This is a genomic window from Streptomyces sp. NPDC052687 (genome assembly GCF_040678395.1).
Lineage (GTDB): Bacteria > Actinomycetota > Actinomycetes > Streptomycetales > Streptomycetaceae > Streptomyces.
Map to the genome: position 1 here is coordinate 1 of NZ_JBFATR010000023.1, position 17,446 is coordinate 17,446.

Genomic DNA, 17,446 nt, shown 5'->3' on the forward strand with positions numbered 1-17,446 from the left:
GGGCGCGCCAGGCGCGGCCGCCTCACGCCGGTCGTGCTCCGCGGTCCCGGCGGCCGGCCGGCGTACCGATTCGGCCGGTGCGGCGGCGCGGTCGCGGTCCGGCGTGGCGGAGGGCTCCGGCGGGACGGGGCGCAGCCGCGTGGTGCGCTCGGTCGCGGTCTCGGTGGCGGCGGCGTCCGCGGAGCGCGGCGGTACGGGACCGCGCGGCGGCGGAGGCGGCGTGTCCGGGAAGCGGGCCGAGGCGGGCGGCGGGGGCGGGGTGAGCGGGGCGCCCTCGGGGCGACGGGGCGCGCGGGCGTCACCTGAGCCGCGGGAACCAGGGGAAGCGCTGAAGGCACCGGAGGCGCCGAACCCACCGGAGCCGAGGGAGCCACCGGAACCACCCGAGCCCCCGGCGGGCTCCGCTCCCGCGGCCGGAGCCCGACCGGAGGCGGCACGGCGGGCACCTTGCCGGGCCGAGCCGTCCCCGGCGGAGGTCGCGCCGCCCGGCTGCTCGCCCGGCACCGAGCCGGAGTCGGCGTGGGCGGCGGACGAGGTGGCGGCCGAAGCTGAGCCCGGGGCGCCGAGGGCGGCCGGGTCGTGCACCTGGGACGGCGCACCGGCAGGGCTCGCGGCGGGGCGCGGCGACCGCGTGACGGATGGTGCGGTCGTGGGGACCGGAGGCGTGGCCGGGCGCGGGGGGATGGGGGCGTGCCGCGCGTCCGTGCTCATGCGCCCCCCGTTTCCTCCTGCCGGGCCCGCTCCTCGCACGGGGCCACCGTCCGCCGGTACGCGCGCCGCCCGTCCTCACGCCGCACGCATACCCGCACGGCCGGACCGCCATCCGGCGCGGGCACCGCCCCGGGGTCGTTCCGCCGTGCGTGCGCGCCACTTTACGGCGTGCCCGCGCCGTTGCGGGAACCAGTCCACGACCGCGGGGCATCTGCCCGGAACATCCCCCTACCCTGCGGTAATCCTGTCTGGCAGGCTTCGTTCATGACTGCGCGCGCCGCCGACCGGGCCCGTTACGACCGGGCCACCGCCCATCTCGACGCCCCGCTGGCGATCGTGGACCTGGACGCTTTCGACGCCAACGCGGACGACCTGGTCCGCCGGGCCGGCGGGAAGCCGGTCCGGGTGGCCAGCAAGTCCGTGCGCTGCCGGGCGCTGCTCGAACGCGTCCTGGCGAAGGACGGGTTCTCGGGTGTCATGTCCTTCACCCTCGCCGAGTCCCTGTGGCTGGCCCGGTCGGGGTTCGACGACGTCCTGCTGGCGTATCCGTCCGCCGACCGGGCCGGGTTCGCCGAGCTGACGAGCGACCCCAAGCTCGCCGCCGCCGTGACCGTGATGGTCGACGATCCGGCGCAGCTCGCCCTGATCGACGGGGCGCGGGACGGCGGGCGGGAAGTGGTGCGGGTGTGCCTGGAGTTGGACACCTCGCTCAGGCTGTTCGGGGGGCGGGTGCGGGTCGGGGCCCGGCGCTCCCCGCTGCACTCCCCCGCCGAGGTCGCCGAGCTGGCGCGTTCGGTGGCCCGGCGGCCGGGTTTCGAGGTCGTCGGGATCATGGCGTACGAGGGTCATGTCGCCGGGGTCGGGGACGCGGTCGCGGGGCGGCCGGTGCGCTCGCGGGCGGTCCGGCTGATGCAGGCGGCGGCGCGGCGGGAGCTGGCCGAGCGGCGGGCGGCGGTGGTGCGCGCGGTGCGGGCGGTGGTGCCGGGGCTGGAGTTCGTCAACGGCGGCGGCACGGGCAGTGTGCAGTACACCGTGGCGGAGGACGCGGTCACCGAGGTCGCGGCCGGGTCGGGGCTGTATGTGCCGCGGCTGTTCGACAACTACACGTCGTTCAGCGGGCGTCCGGCCGCGCTGTTCGCGCAGCCCGTAGTCCGGCGGCCGGGTGTGGGCGTGGTGACGGTGCTGGGCGGGGGCTATCCGGCGTCCGGTGCGGCGGGGCGGGACCGACTGCCGGTGCCGTATCTGCCGGAGGGGCTGCGCTACGACCCGCAGGAGGGCGCCGGCGAGGTGCAGACGCCGCTGCTGGGCTCGCCCGCCGACGATCTGCTGATCGGCGACAAGGTGTGGTTCCGGCACGCGAAGGCCGGTGAGCTGTGCGAGCGGTTCGACGCGCTGCACCTGGTGGAGGGCGACCGGGTGACGGCTACCGTGCCGACGTACCGGGGCGAGGGCCGTACGTTCCTGTGAGCTGCCGTGCTCAGGGGCCGACGCTGCTGCCGACGCCGCCGCCCGGGTCGGTGTCGCCGGTGACGCGGATGCCCTCGGTGAGGCGGTCCATGTCGGTGAGCGGCGGCCCGTCCTCGCCGGCGTCGAAGACGTAGCGGACGACGACCGGTGACTCGGTGCCGACGCTGGACTGGAAGGCGAGGGACTGGACGTAGCCGCCGGGCCCGTCCGCGGTCCTGACCCGCCAGCGCACGAAGTAGCCGGCGCGGCCCGCGACCGCGACCGGTCCGGAGTCGACGACCTGGTGGGACTCGATGCCGCCGTGCGGGCGCCGGCCGAGGGCGTCGCGGTCGTAGGCCTCGTCGGCGGCGTCGGCGATGTCGCCCTCGGCGAGGGCTTTCGGGGAGGTCTCGTCGGTGGCGGTGGCCGTCCGGGAGAAGACCATGCCGTGCCGGCACAGGCCCACGCCGCTCGGGCAGTCGTAGGTGCCGTCGGTGGTCATCACGACGTCGTCCTGGCTGACGTGGCGGGGCCGGACCCAGCCGTCGAGCAGCGGGAAGGTGATGCCGTTGAGCTGGTCCTCGACGACGGCCGGGCCGGTGTCGGACGGCTCGGAGGGGGTGGAGGGGGTGGAGGGGGCGGGTGACGGCGGCGGGGAGGGATCGGGGGTTGTCGGGGGCAGGGCCGTGGGGGTGGTCACCGGGCCGGGGCCGCCCTGCCCGTCCTCCTTCAGGAAGACGGCGCCGGTGACGATTGCCGCGACGAGGACGGCGCTCGCGACGGTGAGGGCGATGGCCCGGGACCGCGCGGTGCCGCCGCCCGGCACGGTGGGCGGCGGCGGGCCGGGGACGGGCGGCGGGCCCGGCACCGGGTGCCCGGCGGGTTCCGGGGCGCGCTGGTGCTCGGTCCAGGCCGTGCCGTCCCACCAGCGCTCGGCGTGCGGGGCCGAGGGGTCGCGGTACCAGCCGGGCGGCGGTGTCATGCTCATATCCCGGCACTGTAGGCGCAGTGCTACAGCGGTGTGACGTACGCCCCCGAGATCCCGCCGTCCACCAGGAAGTCGGTGGCGTTCACGAACGAGGAGTCGTCGCTGGCGAGGAAGGCGACCGCGGCGGCGATCTCCTCGGCCTCGGCGAACCGTCCGAGCGGGATGTGCACCAGGCGGCGGGCGGCCCGCTCCGGGTCCTTGGCGAACAGCTCCTGCAGCAGCGGCGTGTTGACGGGTCCGGGACACAGGGCGTTCACGCGGATGCCCTCGCGGGCGAACTGCACGCCCAGCTCGCGGGACATGGCCAGAACCCCGCCCTTGGAGGCGGTGTAGGAGATCTGGCTGGTGGCCGCGCCCATCCGGGCCACGAAGGACGCGGTGTTGATGATGGAGCCCTTGCCCTGGCGCCGCATGTAGGGGATGGCGGCCTTGCAGCACAGGTAGACGGAGGTGAGGTTGACCTCCTGGACGCGCTTCCAGGCCTCCAGTCCGGTCTCCAGGATGGAGTCGTCGTCGGGCGGGGAGATGCCGGCGTTGTTGAAGGCGATGTCGACGCTGCCGTAGGTGTCGTGGGCCGCCTTGAACAGCGCCTCCACCTGTTCGGGGTCGGTGACGTCGACCTTCACGAAGAGGCCGCCCACCTCCTCGGCGGCCGCCTTGCCGCGGGTCTCGTCGACGTCGCCGCAGACGACGTGCGCGCCCTCGGAGGCGAGCCGGCGGGCACTGGCGAGGCCGATGCCGCTGCCGGCTCCGGTGACGACGGCGGTGCGGCCGACGAGCCGGCGGCAGATGCTGTCAGAGGTCTGAGAGGTCACTGTGCGGGGCCCTCCGTGCTGGTGGGGACGGTGCTGATGAAGACGTTCTTGGTCTCGGTGAAGGCGGTCAGGGCGTCCGGGCCGAGCTCGCGGCCGAGGCCGGACTGCTTGAAGCCGCCGAACGGGGTCCAGTAGCGGACGCTGGAGTGGGAGTTGACGGACAGGTTGCCGGCCCGGACGGCCTGCGCAACGCGCAGGGCGCGGCCCACGTCGCGGGTCCAGACGGAGCCGGACAGGCCGTAGTCGGTGGCGTTGGCCAGCGCCACGGCCTCCGCCTCGTCCTCGAAGGGGAGGACGACGGCGACGGGCCCGAAGACCTCCTCGACGGCCACGCGGGCGGCCGGGTCGACGCCGGTGAGGACGGTGGGCGGGAACCAGAAGCCGGGGCCCTCGGGGGCCTTGCCGCGGATGCCGGGCGCGTTCCGGTCGACGTAGCCGCGGACCCGCTCCAGCTGGGTCCGGGAGATCAGCGGGCCCATGTCGGTGGTCTCGTCGGCCGGGTCGCCGACGGTGACCGCCTCGACGGCGGGGGCCAGCAGCTCCAGGAAGCGGTCGTGGGCGGAGCGCTGGACGAGGATGCGGGTGCGGGCGCAGCAGTCCTGGCCGGAGTTGTCGAGGAAGGCCATGGGAGCCGCTGCGGCGGCGGCCTCGATATCGGCGTCGGCGAAGACGATGTTGGGGCTCTTGCCGCCGAGTTCGAGGGTGACGCGCTTGAGGTGGGCGGAGCCCTTGGCCAGCACCTGCTTGCCGACGGCCGTGGAGCCGGTGAACACGATCTTCGCCACGTCCGGGTGCTCGACCAGCGCGTTGCCCGCGACGGGGCCGTGGCCGGGCAGCACCTGGAAGAGGTGGTCCGGAAGGCCGGCCTCCAGGGCGAGTTCGGCGAGGCGCAGCGCGGTCAGCGGGGTGGTCTCGGCGGGCTTGAGGATGACCGCGTTGCCGGCGGCGAGGGCGGGTGCGGCGCCCCAGGCGGCGATCGGCATCGGGAAGTTCCAGGGGGCGATCACGCCGACCACGCCGAGCGGTTCGAGGATCGTGACGTCGAGTCCGCCGGGGACCGGGATCTGGCGGCCGGTCAGCCGCTCCACTCCCCCGGCGGCGTAGTCGAGCAGATCCCGGACGTTGCCGGCCTCCCAGCGGGCGTTGCCGATGACGTGGCCGGCCTCGCGGACTTCGAGGCGGGCCAGTTCCTCCAGGTGGTCGTCGACGGTGACGGCGAACCGGCGCAGCAGCCGGGCCCGGTCGCCGGGGGCGAGGGCGGCCCACGCCGTCTGCGCCTTCGCCGCGCGTACGACGGCCCGGTCCACGTCCTCGGCGGTGGCGGCCGGGACGGTGGCGACGACCTCCTCGGTCGCGGGGTTGAGCACCTCGAGGGTGTCGGTCACGGGTTGCCTCACATCCGTTCGAAGGAGCGGCGCAGCTCCCAGTCGGTCACCGCGGCGTCGAAGGCGGCCAGTTCGACGCGGGCCATGTTGTGGTAGTGGTCGACGACCTCGGTGCCGAAGGCGGCCTTGGCGACCGGGCTGTTCTCCCACAGTTCGGCGGCGTCGCGCAGGGTGGTCGGCACCTGTTCGTAGCCGGCGCTGTAGGCGTTGCCCGCGCAGGGCTCGGGCGGCTCCAGCTCCTGCTCGACGCCGTGCAGGCCCGCGGCCACCATCGCGGCGACCGCGAGGTACGGGTTGACGTCGCCGCCGGGCAGCCGGTTCTCGAAGCGCAGGGAGCGGTCGTGGCCGACGACGCGCAGGGCGCAGGTGCGGTTGTCGTGGCCCCAGGCGACGGCGGTCGGGGCGAAGGAGCCGGGCTGGAACCGCTTGTAGGAGTTGATGTGCGGGGCGTAGAGGAGGGAGAAGTCGCGCAGGGCGGCCAGCTGTCCGGCGAGGAAGTGGCGCATGAGCGGGGACATGCGGTGCGGACCGTCGCCGGCGAAGGCGGGACGGCCGTCGGTGTCCGTCAGGGACAGGTGGATGTGGCAGGAGTTGCCCTCGCGCTCGTTGTACTTCGCCATGAAGGTGAGGGACATGCCCTCCTGGGCGGCGATCTCCTTGGCGCCGGTCTTGTAGACCGCGTGCTGGTCGCAGGTGACCAGGGCCTCGTCGTAGCGGAAGGCGATCTCGTGCTGGCCCGGGTTGCACTCGCCCTTGGCGGACTCGACGGTCATCCCGGCGCCGGCCATCTCGTTGCGGATACGGCGCAGCAGGGGCTCGACACGGCCGGTGCCGAGCACGGAGTAGTCGATGTTGTACTGGTTGGCCGGGGTGAGGCCGCGGTAGTTCGCGTCCCAGGCCTGTTCGTAGGTGTCCTTGAAGACGATGAACTCCAGCTCGGTGCCGACCTGCGCGGTCAGGCCGAGTGCGGCGAGCCGGTCGAGCTGGCGGCGCAGGATCTGGCGGGGCGCGGCCACGACCGGGGAGCCGTCCTCCCAGGCGAGGTCGGCGACGACGAGGGCGGTGCCGGCGTGCCAGGGGACGCGGCGCAGGGTGGTCATGTCCGGGCGCATGGCGAAGTCGCCGTAGCCGCGGTCCCAGGAGGACATCGCGTAGCCGTCGACGGTGTTCATCTCGGCGTCGACGGCGAGGAGGTAGTTGCAGCCCTCGGTGCCGTGTCTCATCACCTCGTCGAGGAAGAAGCGCGCGGCGAACCGCTTGCCCTGGAGGCGTCCCTGCATGTCCGGGAAGGCCAGGACGACGGTGTCGATCTCACCGCCCACGACGAGGGCGTGCAGCTCCTCGACGCTCAGCGGGGGTGTGCGGTCTGCCACGGGGAGGGCCTCCTTCGGTCAGCCGGGAGCCCTAAGGTATGAGTGACGACCATTACTTGGGAAGGGGGCGCGGGCCTGTGCCACACGATCCGGTGGAACCCGCCGGTGCCGTCACGGCGGGTGCGGGACCCGGCGACCGGCTGGCCCCCGTGCTGCGGCCGGTGCGCGCGGGCAACGGCTTCGAGGAGGCGCTGGAGCAGATCCTCCAGATCCTGCGGCTCGGCCTGGTGCGCGGCGGCGAGCGGCTGCCGGCCGAGCGGGAGCTGGCGGAGCGGCTGGGGATCAGCCGGGTGACGCTGCGCGAGGTGCTGAAGGTGCTCCAGGACCAGGGGCTGGTGGAGTCGCGGCGCGGCCGGTACGGCGGGACGTTCGTGCGGGAGCGCGCGGACGCCGTCGGCGAGGACGAGCTGCGGCGGCGGGTCGCGGGGGTCGACCTGGAGGACGTGCTGCGCTTCCGGGAGGTGCTGGAGACCGGGGCGGCCGGGCTGTGCGCCGTGCACGGGCTGACGGACGCGCAGGCGGAGCGGCTGCGCGCGGCGCTGGCCGGCACCCGTGACGCCCCGCTCGCCGACTACCGCCGCCGCGACACGCTGCTGCACCTCACCCTCGCCGAGCTGTCCGGCTCTCCCACGCTGACCGCCCAGTACGCGGCGGTGCGGGCCACGGTGAACGACCTGCTCGACTGCATCCCGCTGCTGGTGCGCAACCTGGAGCACTCCCAGCACCAGCACACCGCGCTGGTGGAGGCGGTGCTCGACGGGGACGCGGACGGGGCGCGGGAGATCATGCGGGAGCACTGCGCGGGGACGGCGGCGCTGCTGCGCGGGTTTCTCGGATGAGCGTCTTGCCATGAGGCCCGTGTCTGGGCAAAGGTACGGGACGAGTCCATTCGAACGAGTTGCGTGAACGAGCCCGGTGCGGTCCAAGGCGATGCGTCGCGGTCGACGGGGGAGGTCGGATGACGGACGAGCGGCCGCTGATCGGGGTCAGCACCTACCTGGAGACGGGGGCGCGCTGGGGCGTGTGGGAGCTGGAGGCGGCGCTGCTGCCCGCCGGGTACTTCCGGCTGGTGCAGCGCGCGGGCGGGCTGGCGGTGATGCTGCCGCCGGACGCGCCGGACCGGGCGGCGGCGGTTGTGGCCCGCCTGGACGGGCTGGTCGTCGCGGGCGGCCCCGACGTCGACCCGGCCCGCTACGGCGCCGACCGCGACCCGCGCACCGGCCCGCCGGCCCACGCGCGCGACGCCTGGGAACTGGCCCTGATCGAGGCGGCGGTGGCGGCCCGGGTGCCGCTGCTGGGCGTCTGCCGGGGCATGCAGCTGCTGAACGTGGCGCTCGGCGGCACCCTCGTGCAGCATCTCGACGGCCACGCCGAGGTGGTCGGCGTCTTCGGCCGCCACCCGGTCAAGCCGGTCCCGGGCACGCGTTACGCCGCGATCGTCCCGGAGGAGACCTCCGTGCCCACGTACCACCACCAGGCCGTCGACCGCCTGGGCGCCGGGCTGCTCCCCTGCGCCCACGCCGCCGACGGCACGATCGAGGCGATCGAGCTGCCGGACACCGACGCCTGGACGCTCGGCGTCCAGTGGCACCCGGAGATGGGCGAGGACGACCGCGTGATGCGCGCGCTGGTCCGGGCCGCCACGACGGCCCGGAAGTCTCGCCGGAGCGAGGGAACTCGCCCATAGCCAGAGCTCTCACCGTCCTCGCGCCGGCCGAGCCGCCGGCTACCGGCGCGTCAGCGACAGCAGGTCGCGTGCCGGGCCCGCCGGGCGGTGGCCGGTGCGCCAGACGGCGCGGAGGTCGCGGCGGAGGCTGACGCGGTCCACAGGGACGCTGACCAGGCGGCGGGTGGACAGCTCCTCGCGGACGGACAGCTCGCTGAGGACGGCGGGGCCCGCGCCGGCGACGGCGGAGGCCTTCACGGCGGTGGTGGAGGAGAGTTCGATCAGGGGGCGGGCCAGGCCGCCCAGCGCCGCGTCGAGGACCTGCCGGGTGCCGGAGCCCTTCTCGCGCAGGACGAGCGGAGTGGAGGCGAGTTCGGCGGGCGACAGCGGCTCCCGGCGGCGGGCCCAGGGGTGGCCGGGGGCCGTGACGACGATGAGCCGGTCGCGGGCGACGACCACCGCGTCCAGTCCGGGCGGCACGGTCAGTCCCTCGACGAAGCCGAGGTCGGCCTCGTCGGACAGCAGCCGCTCGGCCACCGCGGCCGAGTTCCCGGCGAGCAGCGACACCGCCGTGTCGGGCCGCTGGGCGCGCAGCGCGAGCAGCCAGCCGGGCAGCAGGTACTCGGCGATGGTCATGCTGGCCGCCACCCGCAGGCGCGAGTCGCGCCGGTCGCGCAGCGCCTGCGCGCCCGCGTCGAACGCCTCCGCCGCCTCGACGACCCGCCGGGCCCAGTCGGTCACCAGGGCGCCCGCGTCGGTGAGCCGGGAGCCGCGCGGCGAGCGGTCGACGAGGGCCACGCCCAGCTGGCGCTCCATGGAGCGGATCCGGCTGCTGGCCGCGGGCTGGGTGATGCCGACCTCGCGGGCGGCGGCGCCCAGGCTGCCGAGCCGGGCCACGGCCAGCAGCAGTTCCAGGGCGCCCAGGTCGGGCACCCGGTACGCCAGCGACCCGGTCGTCGGGGCGTAGGCCGGAGGGGCCGGCGCGGACTCCTGTGCTGCGTCGGGGCCCGTGGTGCCGCCTGGGGTGCCGCCCATGATGCCGGGAGTGTCGCTCGTGCTGCCCATAAGGCCAGTTTATGCCCTCATAGAGACATGATCCCTGGTGGGGACCGTCCGGGGACGGGAGGGTTGCGGCATGGTCACCGCAGTCCGCCACCTCGGCCCCAACTGGTACGCCTCTGTGATGGGAACCGCCGTCGTGGGCACGGCGGGCGCCGCGCTCCCGCTGCCGCTCCCCGGCCTGCGCACCGCCTGCACCGCCGTCTGGGCGCTCGCCCTCGCCCTGCTGGTGACCCTGCTCGCCGCCCGCGCCCTGCACTGGTCCCACCACCGCGACCAGGCCCGCGCCCACCTGGCCGATCCGGCCACGGCCCCGTTCTACGGCTGCCTGGCCATGGCCCTGGTGTCGGTCGGCGGCGGCGCCCTCACGCTGGGCCCGGCCTGGCTCGGCGGGAGCGCGGCGCTCGCCCTGGGCGCGGTGCTGTTCGGCGCCGGTACGGCGGTGGGGCTGTGGGTCGCGGTCGCCGTGCCGTACCTGATGGCCGTACGCCACCGCGTGGAGCCGCAGCAGGCCACTCCGGTGTGGCTGCTGCCGCTGGTCGCGCCGATGGTGTCGGCGGCGGTGGGGCCGCTGCTGGTGCCGCACCTGCCGCCCGGACAGGCCCGCGCGACCCTGCTGTTCGGGTGCGTCGGGCTGTTCGGGCTGAGCCTGTGCGGCACGCTGCTGATGCTGCCGCTGGTCTTCGCGCGGCTGGTCACGGCGGGCCCGCTGCCGCTCGCGCTGACCCCGACGCTGTTCCTGGTGCTGGGCCCGCTGGGGCAGTCCACCACCGCGGCCGGCATGTTCGCGGACGTCGCCCCGCTCGCCGTGCCGCACTCCCACGACGGCGACGGCTGGTTCGCGCTGCCCGCCGTCCTGTACGGGGTGCCGGTGATGGGGTTCGCGCTGCTGTGGCTGGGCCTGGCCACCGCGCACGTGGCGCGCGCCCGGCGGCAGGGCATGGGCTTCGCGATGACCTGGTGGGCGTTCACCTTCCCGGTCGGCACCTGCGTCACCGGCGCCGCGTCGCTGGCCCGGCACACCGGCCTGGCCGTCTTCGACGGGCTCGCGATCCTGCTGTACGGCGTGCTGGTCGCCGCCTGGGCCACGGCCGCCGCGCACACCGCGCGGGGCGTGCTCAGCGGACGGCTGCTCGCAGCGCCGCACCCAGTACCGCCGGCGCCTCGGCCAGTGACGGCCCGTACCACGTCAGGTGCCGTCCGCTGACGAGCGCGCAGCGCAGCCCGGGAAAGGCCTCGGGGCCGTCGTCGGCGGTGAAGCGGTACGGCTCGTCGGGCAGGACGACGAGGTCCGGGCGGGCCGCGACCAGCTCGTCGAGCGGGACGCGCGGGTAGCGGTCGGCGTGATGGGCGTACAGGTGGTCGACGCCGAGCCGGGCGAGGACGTCGCCCGCGAAGGTGTCCCGGCCCAGCACCATCCAGGGCCGCCGCCAGACCGGCACCACGGCCGTCGCGCGGCGCTCCGGCAGCGGCGGGGACGGCAGTGACGGCGGGGACGGCAGTGACCGGGTGGACGGCCGGGACGGCTGGGACACCGCGGACGCCAGGAACGGGGACGGCGGGGACGCCCACGCCGCCTCCGCCTCGTCCAGCCAGCGCGGCCGGGAGCGCGCGCCGCACGCGGTCAGCACCCGGTCCAGCTCGCAAAAGGCCTGCGGCACGTCGCGCACCTCGGTCACCAGCACCTCCACGCCCGCGGCGCGCAGGGCGTCGAGGTCGGGGGCGCGGTTCTCCTCCTCGTTGGCGATGACCAGGTCGGGGGCGAGCGCGATGATCCGGTCGGTCTTCGGGTTCTTGGTGCCGCCGACGCGGGTGACGTCCAGGCCCGCCGGACGGCTGCACCAGTCGGTGGCGCCGGCGAGCACGCCGGGCAGGGTCACGGCCACCGCCTCGGTGAGCGACGGCACCAGCGAGACGACCCTCACTGGCGGTGCCGGTCCTGGACGGCCTCGATGTGCTCGGCCACGGCCACGACGAGCACCCGGGTCTCCGGCACCGTCGCCCGCCAGCGGTGGCGCACCCCGCCGGTGAGGTAGAGGGTGTCGCCGCGGCCCAGGCGGTAGGCGCGGCCCTCCGCCTCGATCTCGACCTGGCCGTCCGCGACGTACATCAGCTGGTCGTTGCGGTGCTGGAACTCGCGGCCCGCGTCATGGTCGCCGGTGAACTCCGAGGCGTGCATCTGGTGGTGGCCGCGCACCAGCGACCGCACCTGCGGCTCGGGCGGCTGGTCGGTCTCCTCGGCGCGCACCACGTCGACGCTGCACGCCGGGTCGGCGGCGGCGAGGAGTTCGACGGCGGTGGTGCGCAGCGCGTCGGCCACCTTCTCCAGGGAGCCGCGGCTGGGGCGCGCGCGGTCGTTCTCGACCTGGCTCAGGAAGGGCACCGACAGGCCGCTGCGTTCGGCCACGACGGCGAGGGTGAGCTCCAGGGCCCGGCGCCGCCGCCGGACGGCCGCGCCCACCCGAAGGGGCTGTTCTTTGTGGTCGCCCATCGCTCCGGCTCCCTCCTTCGCTCGTCGCGCTGTCGCCGATGAGTAGTTCTCTGCACCCTACGCATGTTCGGCAAACCGTTTCACGGGGCTGTCACATCGACGTCGCACGGGGTGGGGTGCGACCTCACAGTTCGCGCCAGTGGATCAGCCGCCCCGCGCGCCCCACGGCCTCCGATCCGCACATCCGTTCGCTCTTTCAGTTCAATGCGGCAGCCGTCCCCGATGTTCCCCAAGGTGCCGGCCCGGCTCCGTTCGGCCGGGGCCTGCTCCGGCGGCCGGGGCTCGGGCATCGGCGTAGCGCTCCGTGGTTGTCCGGATCCTTGTGGTGCGCCGCGCATACGGCGAGGGGCGGACCGCCACCACGGCCTCGGCCGTACGGTGGGGCCCGCCCCTCGCTCCGGGCGGTCGGGTCCGTCAGGTCACCCGGCCGCCTGGCTCCTGCCGCCGCGGCCGTCGACCGGGGCCCACCGGTCGACCAAACCGGGGTGCCGCTTCAGCCAGGTACGGACGGCGTCCTGCTCCCCGCCCTTGCCGGCCTTCTGGATCTGCGCCTCCAGGCTCGTCAGCTGCTCCTCGGTCATCGAGAAGTCCCTGAGCCAGCGGCTCACCTCGGGGTGGTCCTCGGCGAAGCCCTTCCGGGAGAGCGTGTGCACACCGTCGCCCTTGCCCCAGGCGCCCCGGGGATCCTTCAGCTTCTTCAGCTCGTAGTCGCTGTACGCCCAGTGCGGCGACCAGAGGGTGACGACGACCGGCTTGTGCTGCGCGTACGCGCGCTTCAGCTCGGCGAGCATGGCGGGCGTGGAGCCGTCGACGACGTCGTACGCGCCCTGCAGGCCGTACTCCTTCATCACCTTGTTCTTGAGCAGGCCCATCATCCCGGCGCTGGGCTCGATGCCGACGATCCGGCCGCCGAAGTCGCCGGCGTGCTTCTTCAGGTCGCCGAGCGTGTCGACGTCCTTCATGTACGCCGGGACGGACAGTTCCAGCGAGGTCGGGCCGTACCAGCTGCCGAGGTCGTCGAGCCGCTTGCCGTACTTCGCCCAGTACTCGGCGTGGGTGCTGGGCAGCCACGCGTCGGTCTGGAAGTCGACCTGGCCGGTGGCGAGACCGGTGTAGAGCGGGCCGGCCGCGTACTGGGTGGCCGTGACGTCGAAGCCGCGCCGCTCCAGGATCTCCTTCCACAGATACGTCGAGGCGATGCCCTCGTCCCACGGGATGTACCCGATGGTGATCTCCTCGCCCCTGCCGACGTTCGAGGCGGAGGCCTCGGCGGTGCCGGAGGAGCCGCCGAGGACGCCCATGCCGCCCGCGACCAGCGCGAGCACGGCCACGCCGACGAGCGGCACGGCCGGGCGGGGGCGGTGGGCCCACAGGGCCTTGGCGCCGCTCGCCACGCGCGCCCTGGCGGCGGCGCGGCGGCCGAGCGGGGAGATCTGCGTGCCGAGGGCGCTGGTCATCCGGTCGAGGTAGACGGCGAGGACGACGATGGCGACGCCCGCCTCGAAGCCGTAGCCGATCTCCAGCCGGCCGATGGCCTCGTTGACCGCGCCGCCGAGCCCGCCGGTGCCGGCCATGCCGGCGATGACGACCATCGAGAGACCCAGCATGATCACCTGGTTGACGCCCGCCATGATCGTGGGCAGGGCGAGCGGCAGCTGGACCCGCAGCAGCGTGTCGCGGGGGCTGGTGCCGAACGCCTCGGCGGCCTCCACCAGGTCCTTGTCGACCTGGCGGATGCCCAGCTCGGTCATGCGCACGCCCGGTGCGACGGCGAAGATCAGCGTGGCGATGACGCCCGCGGCGGTGCCCAGCCCGAAGAAGAGGATGGCCGGGATCAGCAGCACCATCGACGGCATGGTCTGGAGCAGGTCCAGGACCGGCCGCACGGTGGCGCTGACCCGCCGGGAGCGGGCCGCCCAGATGCCCAGCGGCACGGCGACCACCAGGGCGATCACGGTGGCGACGAGCACCAGGGAGAGGGTCGACATGGCCCGCTCCCACAGGCCAAGCGAGTCGACCAGCGCGAAGCCGGCGAAGGCGAGGACACCCGAGACCAGGCCGCGCAGCCACCAGGCCGGCACCGCGAGGATGCCCGCGAGCAGCAGCGGCTGGGGCGCGGTGAGCACGGCGTCGATGCCGTCGTACATGCCCTCGACGAGCGTCCTGACCGCGTCGAAGAGCCAGGAGAGGTGGTTCAGCAGCCAGTCGACACCGGAGTCGACCCAGTCACCGAGGTGGAGCCTGGGCATCAGACGGTCACCTTCCCCTCGCGCCGGTCGTCGCAGGGCACGGGACCGCCCTCCTCGTCGCCGAGGAAGCCGACGAGGCGCTGCCTGGGCACGACGCCGACGACCTCGCGCCCGGCGTCCAGGACGGCGACCGGGTGCGGCACGCGCGCGCTGATCGCGCACAGCTCGGTGAACGGGGTGTCCGGCGTCGCCGTCTCACAGCCGCAGGTCCCCTCGTCGCCGCGCAGGCCGGTGTCCATCACGGCGGAGGCGGTCAGCACCCGGGAGCGGTCGACGTCCTGGATGAAGGAGGCGACGTAGTCGTTCGCGGGGCGCAGCAGGATGTCCTCGGCGGTGCCGGTCTGCACGATCCGGCCGTCGCGCATCACGGCGATGCGGTCGCCCAGGCGCATGGCCTCGTTCAGGTCGTGGGTGATGAACACGATCGTCTTCTTCAGCGTCTTCTGGAGGGTGAGCAGCTGGTCCTGCATGTCGCGGCGGATCAGCGGGTCCAGGGCGCTGAAGGACTCGTCCATCAGCAGCAGGCCGGCGTCGGTGGCGAGGGCGCGGGCCAGGCCGACGCGCTGCTGCATACCGCCGGACAGCTCGTCCGGCCAGGACTTCTCCCAGCCGGCCAGACCGCACAGGGCCAGCGCCTCGCCGGCGCGCCGCTCGCGCTCGGCGCGGGGCACGCCCTGCACGGCCAGGCCGTAGGCCGCGTTCTCCAGCACGCTGCGGTGCGGGAACAGCGCGAAGTGCTGGAAGACCATGCTGATCTTGCGGGCGCGAACTTCGCGCAGCTCGCGGTCGCCGAGCGCGGTCAAGTCCTGGCCGTCGAAGCGGACCGCTCCGGCGGTCGGCTCCAGCAGCCCGTTGAGCATGCGCAGCAGCGTGGACTTGCCGGATCCGGACAGGCCCATGACGACGAAGATCTGGCCCGGCTCCACGGTGAAGGAGGCGTCGATCACGGCCGCGGTGGTGCCGTCGGCGCGCAGCTCCTCACGGTCGGCGCCGGCGCGGAGCCGGTCGACCGCCTCGTCCGGTCGTCTGCCGAACACCTTGTACAGATGGTCGGCCTCAAGCCTGGATGACACACGAACCTCTCGTCATGGACGGCGACAAAAAGACGGAGCGACGGGCGCGGGGAACAGCTGTGCGCGACCGGCATCGCTCCGAGCCCGCCCCTGCCCGGGTCCCGTCAGGGCAAACGCGAAGGTGGGCCAGTTCACGGGCGAGGCGCAGGACGCAACGCGTTCCCCGTGCCGGGGGGGCTGTCAGTGGCGTACGGCATGATGCGAGACGTGACCGGACGACTGATGCTCCTCGACACCGCCTCGCTCTACTTCCGCGCCTACTTCGGCGTCCCGGAGTCCGTGAAGGCCCCGGACGGCACCCCGGTGAACGCCGTGCGCGGACTGCTGGACTTCATCGACCGGCTGGTCAAGGACCACCGCCCCACGCACCTGGTGGCCTGCATGGACGCCGACTGGCGCCCCAAGTGGCGCGTCGACCTGATCCCCTCCTACAAGGCGCACCGGGTCGCCGAGGAGCACCCGGCGGGGCCGGACGAGGAGGTGGTGCCGGACACCCTGTCGCCGCAGGTCCCCCTCATCGAGGCGGTGCTCGACGCACTGGGCATCGCCCGTGTCGGCGTCGAGGGGTACGAGGCGGACGACGTCATCGGCACGTTCACCGCCCGCGCGAGCGGCCCGGTCGACATCGTCACCGGCGACCGCGACCTCTACCAGCTGGTGGACGACGCGCGCGGGGTGCGGGTGCTGTATCCCCTCAAGGGCGTCGGCACGCTCCAGGTGACCGACGAGTCCTGGCTGCGCGAGAAGTACGGCGTCGACGGCCGTGGGTACGCGGATCTGGCGCTGCTGCGCGGCGACCCGAGCGACGGGCTGCCCGGAGTGGCCGGCATCGGCGAGAAGACGGCGGCCAAGCTGCTCGCCGAGTTCGGCGACCTGGCCGGCGTGCTGGCGGCCGTGGACGACCCGCGCGCCAAGCTCACGCCCACCCAGCGCAGACGGCTGACCGAGGCCCGGCCGTATCTGGCGGTCGCCCCGAAGGTGGTGCGGGTCGCGGACGACGTGCCCCTGCCGGACGTCGGCACGGCCCTGCCGCGTGCCCCGCGCGACCCGGAGGCACTGGACGCGATCGCGGTGCGGTGGGGGCTGGGCGGTTCACTTCGGCGACTGCTGGTGACTTTGGGGGCGTGAGGGTACCCGGACCCACGGCGGGGGTGCCGTACCCCGCGGCGCTCGCTCACCGGTCGGGCGGCGCTCGCGCGGCGCTCCGCCCGCGCTCGGGGCGTCCTCGCGGGGGCCGACTCGCGCTCGGAAATTGCCGGGCCGTGGTGTCGGTCGCGAGGGGGGAGATGCTAACTTAGGCATGCCTAAGTTCAGGGATCAGGGAGGCCGTCATGGCAGAACGTCCGGCCAGGAAGCCGCGAAAGGCCCACTCGGCACAGGTCGTCCGCACCGAACGGCTCACCCCGCACATGCAGCGCGTGGTCTTCGGCGGCGACGGTCTCGCCGAGTTCGCCGCCGGCACGTGCACCGACCACTATGTGAAGCTGCTGTTCCCGCCGGCCGAGGGCATCACCTACCCCGAGCCGTTCGACCTGGACCGGATCCGCGAGGAGCTGCCCCGCGAGCAGTGGCCGGTGACCCGGACCTACACGGTGCGCGCCTGGGATCCCGAGGCGCGCGAGCTGACCCTGGACTTCGTGCTGCACGGCGACGCGGGCCTGGCGGGCCCGTGGGCGATGCGCGTGCGGCCGGGCGACACGATCCGCTTCCTCGGCCCCGGCGGCGCCTACGCCCCCGACCCCGGTGCCGACTGGCATCTGCTCGCCGGCGACGAGAGCGCGCTGCCCGCCATCGCCGCCTCCCTGGAGGCGCTGCCCGACGGCGCCCGGGTCCGCGCCTTCGTGGAGGTCGCCGGCCCCGAGGAGGAGCAGAAGATCGACTCCGACGCGGAGGTCGTCTGGCTGCACCGCGGCGACCGGCCCGTCGGCCAGGCCCTGGTCGAGGCCGTCCGCGCGCTCCGCTTCCCCGAGGGCCGCGTGCACGCCTTCGTGCACGGCGAGGCCGCCTGCGTGAAGGAACTGCGCCGGCTGCTGCGCGTCGAGCACCACGTCCCGCGCGAGGACCTCTCCATCTCCGGCTACTGGCGCCTCGGTCACAACGAGGACGGCTGGCAGGCCTCCAAGCGCGAGTGGAACGCCCGCATCGAGGCCGAGCAGGAGGGCACGACGCCGTCCGCCGCGTGACGTCGTT

Annotated in this window: 15 protein-coding genes and 1 pseudogene; 6 read left to right on the forward strand and 10 right to left on the reverse strand. The window is 74.4% G+C overall.

Annotation, left to right across the window (positions count from 1 at the left end; translation table 11 throughout):
- Nucleotides 1–711: pseudogene (locus AB0K92_RS19505) on the reverse strand (hypothetical protein); the annotation flags it as partial.
- Between the two features lie 264 nt (nt 712–975).
- On the opposite strand from AB0K92_RS19505, the gene AB0K92_RS19510 reads away from it, so the two are divergent.
- Nucleotides 976–2,178: an amino acid deaminase/aldolase gene (locus tag AB0K92_RS19510; RefSeq protein WP_365924434.1), complete on the forward strand. Its 1,203-nt coding sequence runs from the start codon at nt 976–978 to the stop codon at nt 2,176–2,178.
- A 10-nt stretch (nt 2,179–2,188) separates the two neighbouring features.
- Here the strand turns inward: AB0K92_RS19510 and AB0K92_RS19515 are convergent, their stop codons facing one another.
- The 4 genes from AB0K92_RS19515 to AB0K92_RS19530 are packed head-to-tail and all read right to left on the reverse strand — an operon-like array spanning nt 2,189 to nt 6,718.
- Nucleotides 2,189–3,139 carry a DUF2510 domain-containing protein gene (locus tag AB0K92_RS19515; RefSeq protein WP_365924561.1) on the reverse strand — a complete coding sequence of 317 codons (951 nt, stop codon included), beginning with the start codon at nt 3,137–3,139 and terminating at the stop codon, nt 2,189–2,191.
- Between the two features lie 29 nt (nt 3,140–3,168).
- Entirely contained in the window at nt 3,169–3,960 is a 792-nt protein-coding gene (locus tag AB0K92_RS19520; RefSeq protein ID WP_365924436.1) for a 3-oxoacyl-ACP reductase, read from the reverse strand.
- A complete protein-coding gene (locus AB0K92_RS19525) occupies nt 3,957–5,345 on the reverse strand; it encodes an aldehyde dehydrogenase family protein (RefSeq protein WP_365924438.1) in 1,389 nt (462 codons plus the stop codon). The genes AB0K92_RS19520 and AB0K92_RS19525 overlap by 4 nt, the downstream gene beginning before the upstream one ends.
- 8 nt (nt 5,346–5,353) lie before the next feature.
- On the reverse strand, nt 5,354–6,718 hold the full coding sequence (locus tag AB0K92_RS19530; RefSeq protein ID WP_365924440.1) for a glutamine synthetase family protein: 1,365 nt from the start codon (nt 6,716–6,718) through the stop codon (nt 5,354–5,356).
- Between the two features lie 92 nt (nt 6,719–6,810).
- On the opposite strand from AB0K92_RS19530, the gene AB0K92_RS19535 reads away from it, so the two are divergent.
- Both AB0K92_RS19535 and AB0K92_RS19540 read left to right on the forward strand, forming a co-directional pair.
- Complete coding sequence (locus tag AB0K92_RS19535) at nt 6,811–7,557, forward strand: FCD domain-containing protein (RefSeq protein ID WP_365924563.1); 747 nt, start codon at nt 6,811–6,813, stop codon at nt 7,555–7,557.
- Between the two features lie 119 nt (nt 7,558–7,676).
- Nucleotides 7,677–8,405, forward strand: coding sequence for a gamma-glutamyl-gamma-aminobutyrate hydrolase family protein (locus tag AB0K92_RS19540; RefSeq protein WP_365924442.1), 729 nt, complete (start codon nt 7,677–7,679; stop codon nt 8,403–8,405).
- 39 nt (nt 8,406–8,444) lie between these two features.
- Here AB0K92_RS19540 and AB0K92_RS19545 read toward each other — a convergent pair whose 3' ends face one another.
- Nucleotides 8,445–9,449: a LysR family transcriptional regulator gene (locus AB0K92_RS19545; protein WP_365924444.1), complete on the reverse strand. Its 1,005-nt coding sequence runs from the start codon at nt 9,447–9,449 to the stop codon at nt 8,445–8,447.
- Nucleotides 9,450–9,519: 70 nt separating this feature from the next.
- On the opposite strand from AB0K92_RS19545, the gene AB0K92_RS19550 reads away from it, so the two are divergent.
- A complete protein-coding gene (locus tag AB0K92_RS19550) occupies nt 9,520–10,650 on the forward strand; it encodes a TDT family transporter (RefSeq protein WP_365924446.1) in 1,131 nt (376 codons plus the stop codon).
- On the opposite strand, the gene AB0K92_RS19555 is transcribed toward AB0K92_RS19550, so the two are convergent.
- The 4 genes from AB0K92_RS19555 to AB0K92_RS19570 form a co-directional block, all read right to left on the reverse strand.
- The gene (locus tag AB0K92_RS19555) at nt 10,562–11,368 is read right to left on the reverse strand and encodes a helical backbone metal receptor (protein WP_365924448.1); all 807 of its coding nucleotides are present in this window, start codon (nt 11,366–11,368) and stop codon (nt 10,562–10,564) included. The genes AB0K92_RS19550 and AB0K92_RS19555 overlap by 89 nt on opposite strands.
- Nucleotides 11,365–11,934 carry an XRE family transcriptional regulator gene (locus tag AB0K92_RS19560; RefSeq protein WP_365924450.1) on the reverse strand — a complete coding sequence of 190 codons (570 nt, stop codon included), beginning with the start codon at nt 11,932–11,934 and terminating at the stop codon, nt 11,365–11,367. The genes AB0K92_RS19555 and AB0K92_RS19560 overlap by 4 nt, the downstream gene beginning before the upstream one ends.
- A gap of 419 nt (nt 11,935–12,353) precedes the next feature.
- Nucleotides 12,354–14,183: an ABC transporter permease/substrate binding protein gene (locus AB0K92_RS19565; RefSeq protein WP_365924452.1), complete on the reverse strand. Its 1,830-nt coding sequence runs from the start codon at nt 14,181–14,183 to the stop codon at nt 12,354–12,356.
- On the reverse strand, nt 14,183–15,256 hold the full coding sequence (locus AB0K92_RS19570) for a glycine betaine/L-proline ABC transporter ATP-binding protein (RefSeq protein ID WP_365924454.1): 1,074 nt from the start codon (nt 15,254–15,256) through the stop codon (nt 14,183–14,185). The genes AB0K92_RS19565 and AB0K92_RS19570 overlap by 1 nt, the downstream gene beginning before the upstream one ends.
- A 198-nt stretch (nt 15,257–15,454) precedes the next feature.
- Between AB0K92_RS19570 and AB0K92_RS19575 the strand changes: the two genes are divergently transcribed.
- Nucleotides 15,455–16,384 carry a 5'-3' exonuclease gene (locus AB0K92_RS19575; RefSeq protein WP_365924565.1) on the forward strand — a complete coding sequence of 310 codons (930 nt, stop codon included), beginning with the start codon at nt 15,455–15,457 and terminating at the stop codon, nt 16,382–16,384.
- Nucleotides 16,385–16,587: 203 nt separating this feature from the next.
- Nucleotides 16,588–17,439 (forward strand): siderophore-interacting protein, encoded by an 852-nt coding sequence (locus AB0K92_RS19580; protein WP_365924456.1) that lies wholly within the window; start codon nt 16,588–16,590, stop codon nt 17,437–17,439.
- Nucleotides 17,440–17,446 lie beyond the last annotated feature (7 nt).